The organism is Lichenihabitans sp. PAMC28606 (genome assembly GCF_020616535.1).
GTDB classification, from domain to species: domain Bacteria; phylum Pseudomonadota; class Alphaproteobacteria; order Rhizobiales; family Beijerinckiaceae; genus Lichenihabitans; species Lichenihabitans psoromatis.
In genome coordinates this window covers 1,828,627-1,846,080 of sequence record NZ_CP085136.1, presented here as the reverse complement: position 1 = coordinate 1,846,080, position 17,454 = coordinate 1,828,627, and the positions used below count along the sequence as shown (strand labels likewise).

Here is a 17,454-nt window from a genome sequence, read left to right as displayed (position 1 = left end):
TGGAGGAGGGCTGAGATGGCGCGACGCAGGCTGCTGGGCGACGAGCAATGGGCGGCGCTATTTACCCTGCCCGCGGGCGAGCGAACGGCTGGGCCACCCAGCAGAACGCCGACCAGACACGCCTCACACTTTCGGCCCAGAATGCCACGCTGGCGAGCGCCCAGGCCGACGTCGCGGTTGCCACCGCCAATGTCGAGGCCCAGACCGCGACCGTGCAGCAACTTCAGGAACTTACCAGCTTCGAAGCCATAACGGCGCCCTTCGACGGCATCGTCACCGAACGCAATGTCGACAAGGGAGACCTGATCAACGGATCGGCCTCAGGCGGAACCGCGATGTTCGTGCTGCAGCGCGACGACGTGCTCCGAGTGCACATCGACGTGCCTCAATCGGCCTCCGTGGGCCTTGAGGATGGACTTGCCGCGCAGGTCACACAACCGGAACGGCCGGCCGAGGTGTTCACCGGCGCCGTGGCGCGCCACGCGGGGTCGCTGAGCGTGGGCTCTCGCACCATGCCGACCGAGGTCGACGTTGCGAATGGGGATCATCGGCTGCAGCCCTGCCTCTTTGTCCATGTGAGCTTGTCGATCCCGCAGGGCTGGCCGACCGTGACGGTTCCGGCCGGCGCCATCCTGCTCAACGGCCAAGGGCTCAGGGTCGCCACTATCGACCGCGATGGCAGCGTGAGGATGCACGAGGTCGACATCTACCGGGACTTTGGCACCAGCGTCGAAAGACGGAACAGTCTACATGGCGGCGAACGCGTGGCCGTCAATCCACCCGCCAATCTGCAGGCCGGCGACAAGGTGCGCATCGCTCCTGTCTCTGCAGAAACGGCGCCGGCCGGCGCCTCGCCCGACAAGCCGAAGGTGCTCACGGGCTCCGCGACGGATAGCAAAGGCTGACCAGCATCAGCCATGGCAAAGGCTGCGACGCGGTTCGGCTCAGCGCCGCTTCTACTCGTTCACGCAACCTGACATAACGCGCTTGATCATGTCGGTAATGTCGGTGCCCGAGAGGTTGTCGCCCTTGAAGTCGTAAAGGTAGTCGAAGGCGACGACGCCGACTTCAGCTGGATGTAATGATAGACCATGTCGTTGCCGGGAATGGTGAGAAGATAGCTGCCTTGGCCGTCCAGTTCCTCGACAAACGAAACCTTCCTGACATGGCCGTTGGTGCGCGGGTTGTAGAGGCAGTGACCGAAGTACCACAACGGCACATCGCTCAGCATGTAGCCCTTGTCGGTCAGGACGGCGATCATCGTTTTGTCGAGACCTTTCGACTGCAGATCGGCCAGGAGGGTCTTCATGTCGGGGGCATGTCTTGGGCCTGAGCGACACCCACGGGTGCAGCGGCCACGAAGACTGCAAGGACGGCGGCTTTGACGGTCATGGTACGGTCTCGATGAGTATGGATACGGATTAAGCGGCTGCGCTACTGTGCCGAGCTGGTAACGAATCGGGTCTCGGCTCCCGGACATGGTCCAAGGGAGCGGATGACCGACGGCGGGATGACAGCCGTTTTCGATCGCATGGGCGCAGCTTATGGGCCTTGCAGCGTCACGTAGATCTTGCGGCCGTCGTCGGTCTTTTCGGCCTGATAGACGATGTCGAGCGTGGCTTTTGAGCCGATCTCGACAGCAAATTCCGTCAGCTGCGCCGCGGTCAAGTTGCCTTTTGGAGCATAGCTGATCGTCGCTTGAGCAGCGCACTCGCTTTTGACGCTGTCGCTCGCGCGGGTTCGGATCGCGTCAAGAACCACATCGCTTTTGTCGAGGTCGATGACGGGGAGCAAAGCGAGCTCGGTCTGCTTCAGCTTGTCTTTGATGATCTGGGCGACAAGGCCCCGCACCAGGCCCGTCGAGCAGGTCGAAGCCGAGGGCAGCAGGCTGGCGAGCGGAAAGCCATTCGCGTCGGCAAACAGCCACACGCCGACGAAGATGCCCACGATCAAAAGTAGGATCGCTCCGACGCTGCGGCGCTGCTTGGCGGGTGGAGCATAGACGATCTGAGCCGGTGCCGGTCGTTGGTCGGGCTCGATGCTGCCAAGGTCCACTGGGTCGAAGGAGTGCGGACCGGTCGGTGTCCGCAGCGGGAAGACCTGATCGAAGTCATCAGCGGGCGCCTCGTCTGTTGCGCCTTTGCTGGTGAGCCAGATTAGCAAGGGGATGAGACCGACCAGCGTCGGCGCGAGCAAAAGACACCAGCCGGATCGATCGACATCATGCAAGCGACGAACCTGCACGGCGAGCGACGGAATGAGGTGAATGGCGAAGACGATCGTCGCGATCAGCGAGCCTGTCCCGAGACCATGATCCACCAAGCGTGCGGTGATCGAGATCACGAGTACCCAAAACGTGAAGGACCAAAACTCGGAGCGGCTCGAGCGGCCCCAAAAGTCAAGGTAACGGGCCATAACGGCCTGATAGGCGTGCATAGGACCTCCATTGTGGCCGAAGCCACATTTATGTCGAACATATTCGATGGTTTGTTGAGGAACAAGCTGGTCGCGTCCGCGGCATGGACGGACGCGCACGCGTGGCTTGGAATCTGAGACGTTTGCGGGTGGCGCGTGGTCTCTCGCAGGAGAACCTCGCGGTCGATGCCGGCGTCGATCGTGGCTATGTGAGCGGGATTGAGCGGCAAAGCTTCAATCCGACCGTCGACATCCTCGATCGCTTGACGGTGGCGCTGGGGACCGACATCGCGCAGCTGTTTGTCGATCCGGAACCCGGGCAGCCCGAACCGCAGCCGCTGACCCCTGGCCGGCGCAAGCTGCGGTAAGGGTGGCTTCGGTGCTTACGGGCAGGAGGCCGATCACGATGGGGTATTTGGCGGGTTGCTTCAGCGGATCGACGATCCTCCGTCGAAGCGCGTCCCAAACCGCCCAATGCCATTGCCCATTCGGCGCCGGGTCAAGCGCCAGCACCGCATGCTGACGCAGTTGTGTGTAGTCGCATTCCCAAAACGGGATCATCCGCTCGGGTGTGCTCAGCCCGTAATACATCAAGGCCCAGCGCAGATCATCGAGGCTGGTCGCATCACCCTGCTGGTCACCAAAGATGGTAGTGCAGGCGTCCCGGTAGCTCACCTTTGCCAGCATGGCCACGCAGGCAATGCCACAGCCATCGTCATGTCGTTGGATCACCCGCTTGATGCGATCATTGGGGCGGGCGGGTCGCGTGTTGCGCATCGGTCTACCCCCTCAATACTCGTCGGCTAGCATGAGGGTGAGGACCCGGCAGGTGACCGCCGGGTCGGCCGGATCGGGCGAGTGGTGCAGACAGCTCCGATCGTAATAGTCGATCTTGAAGAACAGCCGATGGCCGCTCACCGTGAACGCTCCGAAGTCGTGTTCGCCGTAGGGATCGTTGTCGGCGTCAAAGCGATCGAAGCTGGCCAGCGCGAGGATGATCTGGCGTTGCAGAGTGGGGTTGAGAGCGGCGACGCCGCGCGTCAGCACCAGGGTTCGGGCTGTGTTGGAGGAGCGAAAGGCGTCATTGAGCGCGCGAATTCGCTCTGCCTTGTCGATGACCGGCATGAAACTCTCCTGATGAGATGATGTGGAGGGTGGTTTTGGCTGGTTGGGGGCTTTGCCCCATGTGCCGCTATGGCTTTGTGCCACCGCAAGCCAAAGCGCACGGCTGACGCGGCAAGTGGCGGTTTGCTGGTTGCTTTATGGCCGCCGTGACGCCGGCCGATGTGCGTTTATTCGCGCTGCAGCGACCGTACGCGGCCATTATGCTGTCGAACCGATGATGATGGCCAAAACTGCCGGTCGTCGCCGCTGGCGCTTGTGTGACGTTGGCCAAACGGCGCGATGGCGAGCGAACCGACGTGTCACATCGAACGTGCCAAACGCGACAGCGACGACCGATGGCTGGATCGCTCATCGCGCTCATGAGCGATCCGGCTGACCGATCAGGCTGGCAGGACGGGCAGGAACCCCAGTTCGGTGCGGCGGCGAACGACGGTGGGCTCGTTGTAGTCGCACCATTTGAGCGTCAGCATGGTCCCGTTGATGCCGATGACTTCGGCTTCGAACCAGCCCTCGGTCGCGCCAGTGGTGGCCAACACCATGCTACCAAGCCCGACATCCTCGATCCGGCTCGATCGCCGGATCGGCTTGGACGGCGCTGCTTTTTTGCCCGGAGCCGGATCGAGCACCTTGCCGGGCTTGCCATCTACTGCCGGCGTGGTCGCTTCGCCGGCCATGGCGCTGTCCGGGCCGACATCATCCTCAGCCGCTTCACCCGTCGGATTGTCGGCGGCTTCTGCGTGACTGAGACCGAGCAGGTCGCGTGTGACTTCGACCAGGCGGCCATAGAGCTTGCCGTTGACGAAGGGCGTGAACGCCTTGCCGCTCGAAAACACGCGACCACGCGGCAAGCTGCCGGCAAGTTCGCGCAAAGCCTCGGTCTCGACCGGGACGGCTTGCATGTTCATCAGGCCGGCGGCTTTGGTGGCGAGCTCGGCGCTGGCTTGATCGAACCAAGAGGCGTGGGGTTTGCCAGCTTGATCGCGACCGAAGATCACGAGAAACGGGGTGGGCGGGGGATAGGCGAGTGCACTCATGACGAACTCCTGAAATGAGTAGGGGCCCCGAAGGCCCCTGGTGAATTGACGTGCTGTGTCGAGCCGGTTTTGCAGTGTCAACACGACGTTTGACACACACAACCATAGTATATTCAAGTAAATCTGTCAATATATTTGCTTAGAAGCGGTTTATCACATGGAGTAAGATCAGTTTGAAAATTGAAAATTTCTCATTTCATTAATAATACTGTTTATTAGAACATGGTTCTGACACCCGCCCGCTTCGGATTATGCTTTTGCAACGTCTCATGCTGAAACGACATCGTATTGCGCTTACGTTGTCACGTAGGCGTCCGCATGCAACATTCGCGTCTAGGAGCAGCGGTTACTCGGTCGCACACTGTTTGTCCCTTAGCTGTGCTGGTTCTAATTATTTTCAGCAGGCATTTTTGCATTGGGGTAAGTCGATGAGCCCGAACAAGGAATTATGGGAAAAGGGTGATTTCACACGAATTGCTGTGTGCATGCGTGAAAGCGGCGAAGAAATTGTTGAAAGTCTTGCAATCCGAGCCGGACTGAAAGTCCTGGATCTCGGATGCGGGGACGGCACGACAGCCATTCCGGCAGCAAAGCTCGGGGCCGACGTTCTCGGCGTCGATATCGCACGCAACTTGGTCGAAGCCGGCGCTCGCCGCGCGCACGAGCTGGGGCTGACCAACATTCGCTTCCAAGAAGGCGATGCCAGCGACCTCGTCGATCTGCAAGACGAGAGCTTTGATCTCGTCGTCAGCATTTTCGGCGCCATGTTCGCTCCACGGCCCTTCGATGTTGCCCGAGAGATGGTGCGCGTCACGCGGTCGGGCGGGCGGATTGTGATGGGCAACTGGATCCCAAACGACCCGACGCTGGTCGCACAGATCCTCAAGGTCAGCGCGGCCTACTCGCCACCGCCACCGGATGGCTTCGTCAGTCCGATGACATGGGGTGTCGAAGCAAATGTCATTGAGAGATTTGCGGCGACTGGCGTCTCGCCCGAGAGCGTGTCCTTCCAAAAGGACACGTGCGTGTTCAAGTTCCCGCACCCACCATCCGAACTCGTCGATACGTTCCGTCGCTACTATGGTCCCACGATGAATGCCTTTGCAGCAGCGGGTCAGAGCGGCCGCGCCGACAACCTGCTCAGCGAACTCGAAACGCTGTTTCAAAGCCAAAACGTCAGCTCGGGCGCCGACACGACGATGATCCCTGCCACCTTCCTGCGTGTGACGGTTTCAGTCTAGCTGGGCTCAGTCGTCCTCATAGGGCGGTGCAGCGTGGACGACTTGGTATCGCAGGATCAACGGCGACGACAATAGGCCGACCGCATTGGCGTACGCCCGTGCCCAGCGGAAGACAGGCGGCGCATCGGGCGGGCTATCTGCTCCGCAGCGGGATGCACCGACATTGCTCGCGGATCGGGCAGTCTTGGCTCCTGCAGGCGAACCGGTCGTCGATCCGGTTGCCGTTGCAGATGTCGTGCCCGGCCTCGGTGCAAAACAGCCAAATGGCCTTCTGGATCAGCCTGGGAAAGACAACCGGGCCCTCCGGACAGAAGCGACGCGCATCGATGGACTGGCTCGCGGCTTCGATGATGTCGGCGCACCCACCCGGGGCGTAGCAGCCGGCGCCGTACCCGTGCTCAGCCTCGAGGTCACGCAGGCAACCGGTGCGGTGCAACCAGTTATGCACCAGGGTATCGATGGCCACCATGCTGGCGCCCGCCTTGACCCAGCGTCGGCGACCTGGATCGCCCGCCAGCAGCAGATCGGCCAATGCCATCGAGAGCACCTTGAACGAGACGCCGTAGATGCCGCTCAGCGGCTCCAGCAAGGCCTGGCGCACAAGTTCGGCGTGATGCCCAGCGCCGGTGTTATGAACCGCATTGGCCAATTTGGCATCGATCCAGCCGACCAAATCGCCGTCGCACACGTCGCGCAGGAACAGGAAGAGGCTGTAGGCGGTCTGGTTGAGCCGACCGTTGCGCAAATCATGCAGCGGCAGCGGACATGCCTCGATGTGATCGGGCTCGCGACACAGGAATGTCTGCTTGGCGAAGCGACAGTCGTCAAAGTGCCAATAGCTGCGCAGCTTGGGGCAGGATGGCTGATCGCTTAGAACGGCGTCGATGTCGGCAAATGTCACCGTTCCGTGCTGGTCCATGTAGGCCCAAGCGATGGCGTCCGAGACACCCTGATAGCTGAGCACCCCGATCAGCCAGTCAAACAGCACCGGCGTGTCATGCCGCGCCACCGCCTTCCGCAATCCTGAACGCCGAAACTGATCATTGAGGTCGATCAGCATCGATCGAGGGGCCGCGATCTCGCAGACGCGGGCGATGCGGCTGGTGACAATGGGAAGGTTGAGATGATCCAAGCGGCTGTTCGGCTAAGCACCGCGGTTCGCGGCCGGCCGACGCTAGCAAATGGTCGAAAGACGCTGTCAATCAGTCATTCTGGAGCAGTTTGAGGCTATTTTGCGCGGTTTTGACGGCCTGACGGCGACGTGGCTTGATCACTGGTAAGCCGAGGTGAAGTAAGAGCCAAGCGCCTAGATCCTATCTTGGCCCGGGGGTGAGCGAGGCTGATTCAAGGTTTGGATCTTCGATCGTCGAAGCTCCAGGTTAGCGGTGGACAGCGCATGTACGGCGTAGACGCGGCGGCGGCCCCACCAGATGATCGGGCACGGCGGCGCTTCCGCGAGGCGCTCATCGACTTGCCGGATTCGGCGGGACGGGCAGCATGGGCAAAAGGATATTGGTATTCGCCGACGGAACCGGCAACGAGGGCGGGCTCCTGCCTGACGAGAGCCGGACGAACGTCTACAAGCTCTATCGCGCGACGCGAACCGGGCCGGACTCGACTGTAAATCCGCACGAGCAGCTCGCCTTTTACGTCCAGGGCGTGGGCACTTCGCTGCCCGGTCATGCGGCCCGGTTCCATGGAGCCAAAGAGACGGTCCAACAGATGATAGGTCTGGGGCTGAAGGACCGCATCCGAGCTTGCTACAAAGCGATTATCGGCACGTGGCGTCCCGGAGACAGCATCTACCTATTCGGCTTTAGCAGGGGCGCATACACGGCGCGCTGCGTCGCTCACGTCCTCGAGGTGTTTGGTATCCCGTCGAGAGAGCCAGGATCCGACACGCTGAGCCTCGACCCAAAGCGCCTCGATGCCGTCGCAAGGCGGGCTGTGGACATCCTGTACCGGGTCGGGTTCATGATCACTAACAATCCGAAAAGACAGGCAGAGGTGGCGGCCTTCACGCGGGATTATGCGCCACATATGGGCGCAGCAGATGGGGTTGTTCCGTATTTCCTCGGTCTATGGGACTCGGTCGCGGCTTACGGCCTCGGCAAGTTCTTTCCGCAGCGGTACGACGCCCACCTTCCGCACGAGATCCAATATGTGAGGCACGCGCTGTCAATTGACGAGAATCGGAGGGACTTTAAACGGGTAATCTTCGGCGGAAGCCGTACGGTCCGCCAAGCACTGCCGGGCGAGCCAGAGCCATTCCAGCAGGTGTGGTTTGCTGGCAATCACTCGGATATCGGCGGGAGCTACCCGGAGAACGAGTCGCGGCTATCGGACATCACACTGCAGTGGATGCTGGATTTCTTGACAAAGGGTCTGCCGGAGGGCAAGCGCATCACCTTCGACGAGGACGTGCTGAAGCTCTATCCGTCGTTCGACGGCATGATGCACGACGAGTGTCAGAGCTCAAAAGTGCGGTGGCTGCAAGCCCCGCGCGTGGTGGACGCGCAAGGCACGCTGCACGACTCGGTTATCGAGCGCCTAAAGCTCGATGACGCCCGCGAGTACAGCGGCTACAAGCCGTACAGGCCGGAGCCGCTCCGCTTTCATCCCCGCGCTGCCCCCTTCTTCACCTCTCCGGCGCCGCCAGCGGTCACATCATGGCTACGTCGGATCACCGGGCCGAGAAAGAACTAATTGGAAGCAAATCAAGGCTGACTTGGGCTACAGGCGCGGGCTGACTCTTCGGACAAAGCGTCCATCGCATGCTATTGGCCTCACCGTGTTCGTACTCGGCGACCATGATTACTTTACGTCAGCGTCGGTCTCTGATCTCAGTTTGGGTTTGGCCCGCATGGCGGTTTCAAGCTGGTTGCCAATCAGCTCGGAGCCACGACGTAGCGGGTCGGTGTCGAGGTGTGCACATCGTGCAGTGGTTTGAGGCTGGCTATGCCCGAGAAGCTTACCCACGATCGGTAGCCCCAGGCTGGCTCCCGCTCCGACCGATGCGAAGGTATGCCGAAGATCATGCAGCCGCACACCCTGCAGGCCAGCTCGCGCCGAGACAAGCTCCCAGGGCTTCTTGAGGTCGGCGCGTGGCTTGTCGAGGGTCCTGCCTGGAATCACGAAGGCACTGCTGCGAGGTAAGCTGGCCAACACCGATTGCGCCGCGCTGTTGAGCACGATGGTTTTCCGCCCCGTCTTCGAATTAGGCAGCAGCAAGAGGCCACGCTGCACATCGACATAGTCCCACCGCAGGTCGAGGATCTCTCACAGGCGCGCACCGGTGAAGATCAGCAGCCGCAGTGCCCCAGCGACCTCGGGCCCCAGCAGCGATATGCGGTTCTCCGGCTTGGTTATGTGCTTTGACACGGGCTTGGCGTCGTCGGTGAGCCACGGCAGCCCGACCGTCTCGCCTTCCACGATGGCGGCCCCTAAGCGCTCGAGTTCAACCATGCTCAGTAACCGCTCACGCCGATCTTCCTTGAACTTTTCGATGCGGCGGGCGGGGCTGCCAGCACCATGCCCATCATCCCGGGCCGCCGCACGCGCAAACGACCCATTCACTATGACCGCGCCCGATACAAAAATCGCTGGCGCATCGAGGCCGGCTTCTGCTGCCTCAAAGATTTCCGCCATATCGCAACTCGCTATGACAAACTCGCCGCCGATTTCGCGTCCGCCCCCGCACTGGCCAGCGTCATCGCTTTCTGGTGCTGATGGAGCCCGGACCATAGTGAGTCCTCGTGCTATTCCGTTTCTTGGCTCGGGTTTGTAAATGCTACTGTGTCGGCGAGGTGTGGCGCGCCGACGGCGATGAAGTCCCGCCGCCTGCTTGCAAGAACTTTAGCGTAGGTGGTCTCGATCATTCGCACGCTCGTTCCGCAGTTCTCCGCTGCTACTGTAAGCGGAACGCCCGCCTCAATCGCCCGAGAGATATAGGAGTGACGTAGCGCGTAGAACGTGCCCGTCTGATCGAGCCCGGCGGCCAACAAGACACGTTTCATGGGACGAACCTGATGACTTGCGCCCCACTGCGTACCGTCGGAGCGGGCCAGGAGAGGAGCTTCCTTAGGTTTGTTGCTCGATATGCGTTGGAAGAAGGTCACAGCAGACGGTTGAAGGATTACGGTTCGAGAACCCGTCTTGCCACTCGGAATGTGCAGGCTCTCGCCAATGAGGTCGAAATGACGAACTTGGCAAGCCGCCAACTCGCCGTACCGTGCTCCAGTCAGGAATCCCGCTATCAGCAAATCACGGAATGATGGGTCATCGCAGATTTGCAACATGCGTACGACCTCCTCAACCGAGAAATGCACCTCACGTGCTCGCGCTACGCGCTGAAATGGCCGAACTAGCCGCCAGGCGCTGTCGTCCTTGAGTCCGCTGGATGGGTCCGAAATAGCATGGTTGAGGAGAGCTTTGATGATGCTCAGAACGCGGTTGGCTGTGTCTTGGCTTCGACGATGTTTTTCGGCGTCATGACCTACGTTGACGAGGCCGTCACGCCAAGCTTCTAACTGCCTACGGGTGAGATCCTCAACCTTGTTCGCGCCGAAATGGGGAAGAAACAGACGCTCAAGCCGGCGCCGAGCATCATAGGCGGTTCGGCGATTGCGCGCCTCCAGGCTGGACAAATAGGTGCGCGCTGCCGCCTCAATGGTCATTGGCGCTCGATTGGTCGTGCAAGCTTCGTTGCCGCGGGCCGTGGCCTTGGCAAGGATCTGAGCTTCCCAGAATGTCAGGATAGTATGGCCGTCGCTTTCGTCATGATCGTCGGCAATGCCGATCCGCTTGGTCCAAGCCCCGCTTTTGCCATCGGCCACCCGAACGACCCAAGTTCCGGCCGTCTCGTTCCGTCGATAGCCGAGAGATATTCCGGGCGCGACCCTGACGAACACCGGTTTTTTTGCGACAGCCAATTTCAGACGTGTCGTTCTTGTCTCAAGCTTTGGGGCGCGCGCGCTTCGGGGCATGGTGTCCAGTCAGTGTCTTGCCGACGTTCCCGAACCATGCCATATCTGTTCGGACTAGCCAACTCCTGTTACAACGTTTTCTATTGAGAAGACAAAGTTTTAACCGGACACCAATGGACAGTTTAGGACACTGAGACGTCGCCCTCTCACGGCGAAAACAGGGGTTCGATTCCCCTTGGGCGCACCATTTCCTCTGAAAATGGTTGCCCTGAATCAATAAGAAAGTTCGAACTCCGTTCGAACGGGCGCACCAGCCAGTTTCAGCGAAGTAGTCGGCTTCCCAAGCCCCATTTTGTATCTCGTTGCTGAAATCGTTGTTCTGCATTCCTGGTGTCGGAGTCATCAGCGACAGCCGATCATGCCATCGTTGCGAACCAGTCCGCATAGATCGTCGTCCGCGCCATGTGGCGGTTGAGATCGGGTGCGCCGTCCGTCCACCAGACCGGTCCTCGCTCGCCGAGTTCGTGCTTTGCTTGATCGACCGCCGCGTGTGCTCGGGCCTCTTGATCGAAGTCCGCCGCTCGTCTTGCGGCTGCGACCGCTCGTCGGGCCGACATCAGAGCTGCGACCAAGCGTGTGCGATCGGCGGCGGAAAGGTTCGGGTTTGAAGTGCGCCAAAGGCGTCCACGAACCACGAAATATCGACCATCTGGCGTCACAGGCGGCGTTTTGGAGACCACGGAAAGCACTCCGGTTGCGCTGGAGCAGCAGCGCTCTGCTGCGTTGCGTGTCGTGGTACTAGCTAAGCTCGCCATGGCTTGCCAGGTCCGAACTTTGAGAGTTGGCGCCTAGCCGAGGGAGCCGCGCGGGGCTTCCTATCCCGATCAGGATCCGGTCGGTTTGAATTGGAGCCCACACTTTTTCTGGATGTTAAGCGTCTCGATCGCGTCCATCTTGCCTTTGAGGCGCCCGACCTCGGCCGCGCTCGCGCCGTCCCTTCTTGACGAAGAATAACGTGGGGAAGAACACGACGACGCCAGGCGTCCAACTCTAGTCTATCGCTAAATTGCTTCGACCCCGACGTCCCGAGTCATTGGCTACACACCTAGTCGGCGCGACAAAAGATAGTATCGCTCGACGTCTACGCCGATAATGCGTGCGGCGGCCAGCAGCTTTGATCGATCTGTCAAAGGCCGCTCAACTCCGTTTCTCGCGAGATCAAATAGATCACTGGCGCGAACATATAATTCCAGGGCGTCATAGAGATGGCTTTCAACAGATGAAGGAGAGTGTTCTTCGCCCCGAATGCGTGCTCTGAAGACTTGAATTTGCGAAATAAGCGAAGCCAACCCGGTGAGTTGATCAGCATCAGCTCGAATGCATTCGCGAAGTATCGAAACGACACTGTCGGGAAAAACGGGCGCCTGGAATGCTGGACCTGGCCGAGGTGCTCGTTGAAAATACACAAGACTCTTGACACAGAGATTGGCGTAATCACAAACATCACTAAGAGCGAGTGAAAGAACGGATATCGATGCAAGTCGCTCTCGTGCCAGAGCTTTTTTCACAATATCTTCAGAAGAAGCGATTTGCTTCTGAATTGCTTTATATCCAACACATGCGGCGATAAGAGCGAATAAACCTGCGATCAGACTTTGATATCGGTTCACCCAAAACTCAAAACAGTTCGAAGCCGCTTTGTTGATGATTGAGGACGCAGCGCTTTCAGAGCAGAAGCCGCCAGCGCCAGCTACACTCGCTAAGGCGAGTCCGCCAACGAACAAAAAAAACAGCAGCCAGTAAGTCCAAATCGGAATGTATCCGTCGGGCGCAGGCAGTCTCACTCGCATCCCTCTTAACCTCCGAATCTTCAGCACGGAAAATCTACCATGCTTCGATCTATTTCCGCCCGGCAGGATCTCGGAGCCATGTTTTGATCGAGCGCGGCGTCAACATTCTCCTCCCGATATCGACGATGAAGGACGGCGCACCGCGAACGACGCATTCGAAAGATTTTTAGCCCGTTCCCGCATCAGCTTGGGCCCGCCACTCGACCGTCCGACGCGGCCTTCGGACTCGGCATCTCGGTGGCAGTGCTCGGCCGATGTTGAAGTGAAGCACAGTCAGTATCCTAAGCCTGCGTATTCGGCCGGGGTCATGGTCGGGCCCCGCTGCAGATGCGCGTTCTGCGTCGCGACCGAAGCTTACGCCTTCGCCGATCCGCCTGTGACGATCCGCGCTTTGAATGTCTTGGTTGAGTAAGCGATTGAGTTGCTGAAGATCCGAAGGGGGGTCTATGGCCGCCAACACGCTTCGTCGCCTCATCGTCTTGGTCTTGGATTACTCTGCGTCACGCGGGTGCGAACGGCTGATCCGTTGCCACGGAAACGGAGCTCTCTTCATGGCGCGACACGCTGTGTTTAGAGCCGGCGAATCGGACAAACGCGGCTCGTGGACTCGTGTGCTTGTCGAGGTCGAGCGACGATCAAATTATCGGCCGTGGTGAAACGCGAAACGGTGTCTTGGCCGAACGCTTATCCCCGCCGAAACAGATAGCAGCCGACGCCGAAAGCTGCGAGCGCGCACAGGATAGCCGGGACGGCTGCATTCAACATAGTCCGCAATTCCTCCTGAGGTCCGCGCCTTACCGCCTTGCAGATCATCAACACCAAACTGAGTTTGGATCGGTGTTGCGTGATCCCCAATCGAATTATAGGGCGCGAGCCTTCACCTGCCATCGGCGATGGTCTTGCCCGAGAGAGCAAATGTGGGAACGACCCATCCGAAAAGTCCGGCCCGCGCTCTGGTTGACCAAGGTTGCGATAAACGCGTAGGTCCAACTCCATCAGGATAGGAGGCCACCTTTGCGAGCTTACACATATCAAATTGGCGGCGGAACAGGGTCCGACATCACAACTCTCATCCATTCTGAAGCGATCTTCGCGGACAGCCTTCTTGAGGCGATCGACAAAGCCAAAGCGGTCACGAACGCTCGGCCCGTCAGCGATGCCGAGGACACCGTGTGTCTGCTCGACGAAATGAACGCTGACGCCGAGCCAGTCTGGATCCGTCCAATTAAAGATGTCAGAGCGGCTTAAATCGCGCTTTGACGTCGCCGCTTTCTTAAATCCCGCGGGCGCTGCACCTTCTGCGGGCGTCGTCGGCCGAGGGTCGCTGCCGCCGCGCGGCGGAGCACCGTGCAATTTATGGTCGAGCGCCATGACGGAGGCCATCGACCAGCAGGGCCACCATACGACGGGCCTGTCCGACATCGCCGTCGCCTGCTGGCATCGCGAGCCGCATGCCGGCCAGCAGCAGTTCGGCAGCATCGACGTCTTCCCTTACCGCGCCCGCCCTCGAGGCGGCGTCGAGCAGCCCCTGAAGCGCGGGCCCCCACCGTCCTTCGAGATAGGCCGGTAACGCCTCGTAGGCCTTGTCGCCGGAATGGAGAGCCGAAGCCAAGCCACGCTTCTTCAGGGCGAAATCGACCAGCCCGAGCATCCACGCCGAGAGGGCGTCGAGAGGCCCGAGGTCTGCTGCAAGGGTAGCCGCCATCCCGACGCCGGTCTCCACCTCCTGACGGACGATGGCCTTGATCAGGTCCGACCGCTGCGGAAAATGGCGGTACACGGTCCCCACACCCACCCCGGCCTTTTCCGCGATTTCCCGCACCGGCGCGTCGACGCCCGATGTCGCGAACACCGCCATCGCGGCACGCAGCAGCGCATCCATGTTGCGTCGCGCATCGGCCCGAGCAGGCCGCTCCTGGCTGCTGTCGATGCGAGATTGCTCAACCGACACGGCATAAGGCTCGTCGTTCACGCCCAACCTCATTGCAAAACGGAACAACGTTCCGTATAAAGATGAACCGCGTTCCGGTTCGTCGTATAGCTCGATGCGACCGACGGCGCCAGTTCCGAAGGAGACGAGCATGCAATACCGCAATCTGGGCCGGACCGGCATCAAGGTCAGCCCCTATTGCCTCGGCGCAATGATGTTCGGTGGCATTGCCAATTCCGATCATGACGATTGTGTCCGCATCATTCACAAGGCGCTGGATGCCGGCATCAACATTCTCGACACGGCCGATCGATACAGCCAGGGCGAGTCCGAGGAGATGGTCGGCAAGGCGCTGAAAGGCCGCCGCGATAAGGTCGTTTTGGCCACCAAGGTGCACGGCCCGATGGGGCAAGACCAAAACCAGCAGGGCAGTTCGCGGCGCTGGATCACGCAGGCCGTGGAGGGGTCGCTCCGTCGCCTGCAGACCGATCATATCGATCTCTATCAAATCCACCGACCTTCGCCGGACACCGACGTCGAGGAAACCCTGTCGGTGCTGACCGACCTGATGCGGGCCGGGAAAGTGCGTGCCATTGGGTCGTCGACCTTTCCCGCCTCCGAAATTGTGGAAGCCCAGTGGGTGGCGGACCGACGTGGTCTCGCCCGGTTCCGCACGGAGCAGCCGCCCTATTCGATCCTCAACCGCAGCGTCGAAGGGGAGGTGCTCCCGCTCTGTCAGACATACGGTATGGGCGCCCTGGTGTGGAGCCCGCTGGCAAAGGGCCTGCTGACGGGACGCTACCGCAAGGGCGAGGCGCTGCCCGACAGCCTGCGCGTCAAGGTCTTCGCCAAGCAAATGTCCGACGAGCGCAACCTCGACGCGGTCGAGCGGCTCATTCCGGTCGCGCAAGCGGCGGGACTTTCGCTGACCCACTTGGCCATGGCCTTCGTCATGGCGCATCCCGGCGTGACCTCGGCCATCCTCGGGCCACGCACGATGCCGCAGTTGGACGACCTGCTCGCCGGTGCCGAGGTCCGGCTCGAGGACGAGACGTTGGACCGCATCGATACCATCGTGGCGCCAGGGACCAACGTTGCACCGGTTGGCGGGGCCTACGAACCACCCGCCGTGCTGGACGCGACCCTCCGCCGCCGTCCGCTTATCGAGCGACAGGCCGCCTGATCACGACAGACGCCCGGCTCACCGGCGTTCTCCGGCACTCTCGACCGACCATCTCCAGGATTTTTTATGACCACCCACAAGTAGCACCCAATCGGTACCGGCTTCCAGGCCGCATCGACCGCGGACGACGTCGTCGCGGGTCTCGACCTTGGAGGCAAGAGCGTCATCGTGACGGGCGGCCACGCCGGCCTCGACCTCGAGACGACCCGGACGCTGAGCAGAGCCGGAGCGTCCGTCACGGTGGCGGCGCGCGACGTTGACCGGGCGAGAGCCGCCTTATCCGGGCTGGATCACGTCGAAGTCGGGCAACTCGACCTTATCGATCCAACCTCGATCGATGCCTTCACGGGGCGCTGGCTGGCAACAGGTCGGCCGCTTCACGTCCTGATCAACTGTGCCGGCGCCTCCGGCGGGTCGACACACGACGCGCGGGGCTTCGACACTCAGTTCGCGACCAACCATCTCGGCACTTTCAGCTCACTCGGGCCCTGCTGCCGGAGCTGCGGGCCGCCCATGGCGCCCGCGTCGTGAACGTCACCTCTGGCGCGCATCGTTTCGGCAAAATCCGATGGGATGATCCCAACGTCGTGACGGGGCACGATCGCCGGTCCGCCTACGCTCAATCAAAGGCCGCCAACGTGCTCTTCACAGTCGAGCTGGATCGCCGTAGCGCCGCCGACGGCATCCGGGCCTATGCGGTCCACCCAGGCGTTGTCGTGGGGACAAAGCTCAACGCGTCGGCCGGTCCCGATGCCCTCCGCGCCATGGAGCTGATCGACGAGACCGGTCGCCCCATCATCGACCCCTCGGCCGGTAAGAAAACGCCACAGCAGGGCGCCAGCACGATCGTGTTTGCGGCCACAAGCCCGCTGCTGGCGGCGATCGGCGGGGTTTATCTCAAGGACAACGACATCGCTCCGCTGAACGACGAGCTAATGTCTCTGTCCGTCGATCATATCCCGTCCGACGCCATGTCACACACCCTCGACCGGGCTTCCGCTCGGCGGCTCTGGGAGATGAGCGAGCACCTGCTCCAAGGCTGACGAGCCCAGACTCACGGGAACGTCATTGGCGTGTTGCATCCGGATCTGTATGTCTTTCCCCGGCCAGAACGGTCAATCAAAGTAGGGAGAGAAACTATGCGGGTGTCCAAGGGCATGATGGTCGTGACGCTTGCGTCTTGCGTGATCGGAGCCGCTTCGGCTCAAGCACAGAGCCAAGCCGATCAGATGAAAGTCATGTATCAGGCCGGCCGAAATCAGCTCGGTGTCTTGGAATTTTGCCAGGACAAGGGTTTTTCGGATGCAGAGACCATTGCGGTGCAGCAGAAATTGTTGGGCATGATTCCGTCGACCGACAAAAGTAGTGGTGACGAGGCCGAGGCGACGGGCCGCAAGGGCACGATCGCCGCGATGGGAATCAAGCAGGATCTCGAGGCAGCCGCGAAGACGCAAGGCTCGTCCGTCGAGAAGCTGTGTCAGGCCATGTCGACGGCCATCAAGCAGGTTGGCGCGCAGCTTCCCAAGTAAGTTACGTCTGCCGAGCGTCGTCGAGCGACCGATGGACGTGCCACGCTCTCAGCGCGTGGGGAGGGTCACCGCGGCGACTCCCCACGCGACGAGCCGCATCGGCCACGCGCAGGATCGACGACACGACTAGCGTCCCATGTCATCATGCGTCACACGTCAGGGCATGATGCTGCTTTGCCGCCGATCCGACCCGTTCCCCTCTGCGCCCAACCATGCGGTCGG

The 17,454-nt window shown here is 60.9% G+C and carries 16 protein-coding genes and 2 pseudogenes; 8 read left to right on the top strand and 10 right to left on the bottom strand.

Features of this window, described 5'->3' with window-relative positions; genetic code table 11:
• Positions 1-47: 47 nt before the first annotated feature.
• Positions 48-905 (top strand): efflux RND transporter periplasmic adaptor subunit, encoded by an 858-nt coding sequence (locus LGH83_RS08710; RefSeq protein WP_227401442.1) that lies wholly within the window; start codon positions 48-50, stop codon positions 903-905.
• Between the two features lie 86 nt (positions 906-991).
• Here the strand turns inward: LGH83_RS08710 and LGH83_RS08705 are convergent, their stop codons facing one another.
• Together LGH83_RS08705 and LGH83_RS08700 are read right to left on the bottom strand one after the other, a co-directional pair.
• Entirely contained in the window at positions 992-1,309 is a 318-nt protein-coding gene (locus tag LGH83_RS08705; protein WP_227401441.1) for a hypothetical protein, read from the bottom strand.
• A 233-nt stretch (positions 1,310-1,542) separates the two neighbouring features.
• A complete protein-coding gene (locus LGH83_RS08700) occupies positions 1,543-2,436 on the bottom strand; it encodes a DUF805 domain-containing protein (protein WP_227401440.1) in 894 nt (297 codons plus the stop codon).
• A 101-nt stretch (positions 2,437-2,537) separates the two neighbouring features.
• Between LGH83_RS08700 and LGH83_RS08695 the strand changes: the two genes are divergently transcribed.
• Positions 2,538-2,783, top strand: coding sequence for a helix-turn-helix domain-containing protein (locus tag LGH83_RS08695; RefSeq protein ID WP_413771126.1), 246 nt, complete (start codon positions 2,538-2,540; stop codon positions 2,781-2,783).
• Positions 2,784-3,204: 421 nt separating this feature from the next.
• On the opposite strand, the gene LGH83_RS08690 is transcribed toward LGH83_RS08695, so the two are convergent.
• Together LGH83_RS08690 and LGH83_RS08685 are read right to left on the bottom strand one after the other, a co-directional pair.
• Positions 3,205-3,540 (bottom strand): DUF3768 domain-containing protein, encoded by a 336-nt coding sequence (locus LGH83_RS08690; protein ID WP_227401438.1) that lies wholly within the window; start codon positions 3,538-3,540, stop codon positions 3,205-3,207.
• 380 nt (positions 3,541-3,920) lie between these two features.
• A complete protein-coding gene (locus LGH83_RS08685) occupies positions 3,921-4,574 on the bottom strand; it encodes a hypothetical protein (protein WP_227401437.1) in 654 nt (217 codons plus the stop codon).
• 257 nt (positions 4,575-4,831) lie between these two features.
• Between LGH83_RS08685 and LGH83_RS08680 the strand changes: the two genes are divergently transcribed.
• On the top strand, positions 4,832-5,815 hold the full coding sequence (locus tag LGH83_RS08680) for a class I SAM-dependent methyltransferase (RefSeq protein WP_227401436.1): 984 nt from the start codon (positions 4,832-4,834) through the stop codon (positions 5,813-5,815).
• 133 nt (positions 5,816-5,948) lie between these two features.
• Here the strand turns inward: LGH83_RS08680 and LGH83_RS08675 are convergent, their stop codons facing one another.
• Complete coding sequence (locus LGH83_RS08675; RefSeq protein ID WP_227401435.1) at positions 5,949-6,947, bottom strand: hypothetical protein; 999 nt, start codon at positions 6,945-6,947, stop codon at positions 5,949-5,951.
• A gap of 365 nt (positions 6,948-7,312) precedes the next feature.
• Here LGH83_RS08675 and LGH83_RS08670 point away from each other — a divergent pair, with 365 nt between their 5' ends.
• Positions 7,313-8,521: a T6SS phospholipase effector Tle1-like catalytic domain-containing protein gene (locus LGH83_RS08670; RefSeq protein WP_227401434.1), complete on the top strand. Its 1,209-nt coding sequence runs from the start codon at positions 7,313-7,315 to the stop codon at positions 8,519-8,521.
• Positions 8,522-8,629: 108 nt separating this feature from the next.
• Here the strand turns inward: LGH83_RS08670 and LGH83_RS08665 are convergent, their stop codons facing one another.
• Positions 8,630-9,046 (bottom strand): tyrosine-type recombinase/integrase, encoded by a 417-nt coding sequence (locus tag LGH83_RS08665; RefSeq protein ID WP_264479156.1) that lies wholly within the window; start codon positions 9,044-9,046, stop codon positions 8,630-8,632.
• Positions 9,047-9,337: 291 nt separating this feature from the next.
• Here LGH83_RS08665 and LGH83_RS08660 point away from each other — a divergent pair.
• Positions 9,338-9,544 (top strand): annotated as a pseudogene (locus LGH83_RS08660) (IS5/IS1182 family transposase); the annotation flags it as partial.
• A 29-nt stretch (positions 9,545-9,573) separates the two neighbouring features.
• Here LGH83_RS08660 and LGH83_RS08655 read toward each other — a convergent pair.
• From LGH83_RS08655 to LGH83_RS08640, 4 genes are all read right to left on the bottom strand, one after another.
• Positions 9,574-10,746: a tyrosine-type recombinase/integrase gene (locus tag LGH83_RS08655; protein WP_227401433.1), complete on the bottom strand. Its 1,173-nt coding sequence runs from the start codon at positions 10,744-10,746 to the stop codon at positions 9,574-9,576.
• Between the two features lie 410 nt (positions 10,747-11,156).
• Complete coding sequence (locus LGH83_RS08650; protein WP_227401432.1) at positions 11,157-11,480, bottom strand: hypothetical protein; 324 nt, start codon at positions 11,478-11,480, stop codon at positions 11,157-11,159.
• A 357-nt stretch (positions 11,481-11,837) separates the two neighbouring features.
• Complete coding sequence (locus LGH83_RS08645) at positions 11,838-12,584, bottom strand: hypothetical protein (protein WP_227401431.1); 747 nt, start codon at positions 12,582-12,584, stop codon at positions 11,838-11,840.
• Positions 12,585-13,944: 1,360 nt separating this feature from the next.
• Positions 13,945-14,472, bottom strand: a complete 528-nt coding sequence (locus LGH83_RS08640) for a TetR/AcrR family transcriptional regulator (protein ID WP_227401786.1) — start codon at positions 14,470-14,472, stop codon at positions 13,945-13,947.
• A gap of 199 nt (positions 14,473-14,671) precedes the next feature.
• On the opposite strand from LGH83_RS08640, the gene LGH83_RS08635 reads away from it, so the two are divergent.
• From LGH83_RS08635 to LGH83_RS08625, 3 genes and pseudogenes are all read left to right on the top strand, one after another.
• Positions 14,672-15,703, top strand: coding sequence for an aldo/keto reductase (locus LGH83_RS08635; protein WP_227401430.1), 1,032 nt, complete (start codon positions 14,672-14,674; stop codon positions 15,701-15,703).
• 168 nt (positions 15,704-15,871) lie between these two features.
• Positions 15,872-16,746: pseudogene (locus LGH83_RS20095) on the top strand (SDR family NAD(P)-dependent oxidoreductase).
• A gap of 96 nt (positions 16,747-16,842) precedes the next feature.
• Positions 16,843-17,232 (top strand): pore-forming ESAT-6 family protein, encoded by a 390-nt coding sequence (locus LGH83_RS08625; RefSeq protein ID WP_227401429.1) that lies wholly within the window; start codon positions 16,843-16,845, stop codon positions 17,230-17,232.
• Positions 17,233-17,454: the final 222 nt, after the last annotated feature.

Excerpts from the sequence above, each read along its gene's own strand:
- LGH83_RS08710 (WP_227401442.1), top strand. The coding sequence starts at position 48 with ATGGGCGGCGCTATTTACCCTGCCCGCGGGCGAGCGAACGGCTGGGCC.
- LGH83_RS08705 (WP_227401441.1), bottom strand. The coding sequence starts at position 1,309 with ATGAAGACCCTCCTGGCCGATCTGCAGTCGAAAGGTCTCGACAAAACG.
- LGH83_RS08700 (WP_227401440.1), bottom strand. The coding sequence starts at position 2,436 with ATGCACGCCTATCAGGCCGTTATGGCCCGTTACCTTGACTTTTGGGGC.
- LGH83_RS08690 (WP_227401438.1), bottom strand. The coding sequence starts at position 3,540 with ATGCCGGTCATCGACAAGGCAGAGCGAATTCGCGCGCTCAATGACGCC.
- LGH83_RS08685 (WP_227401437.1), bottom strand. The coding sequence starts at position 4,574 with ATGAGTGCACTCGCCTATCCCCCGCCCACCCCGTTTCTCGTGATCTTC.
- LGH83_RS08670 (WP_227401434.1), top strand. The coding sequence starts at position 7,313 with ATGGGCAAAAGGATATTGGTATTCGCCGACGGAACCGGCAACGAGGGC.
- LGH83_RS08640 (WP_227401786.1), bottom strand. The coding sequence starts at position 14,472 with ATGGATGCGCTGCTGCGTGCCGCGATGGCGGTGTTCGCGACATCGGGC.
- LGH83_RS08635 (WP_227401430.1), top strand. The coding sequence starts at position 14,672 with ATGCAATACCGCAATCTGGGCCGGACCGGCATCAAGGTCAGCCCCTAT.
- LGH83_RS08625 (WP_227401429.1), top strand. The coding sequence starts at position 16,843 with ATGCGGGTGTCCAAGGGCATGATGGTCGTGACGCTTGCGTCTTGCGTG.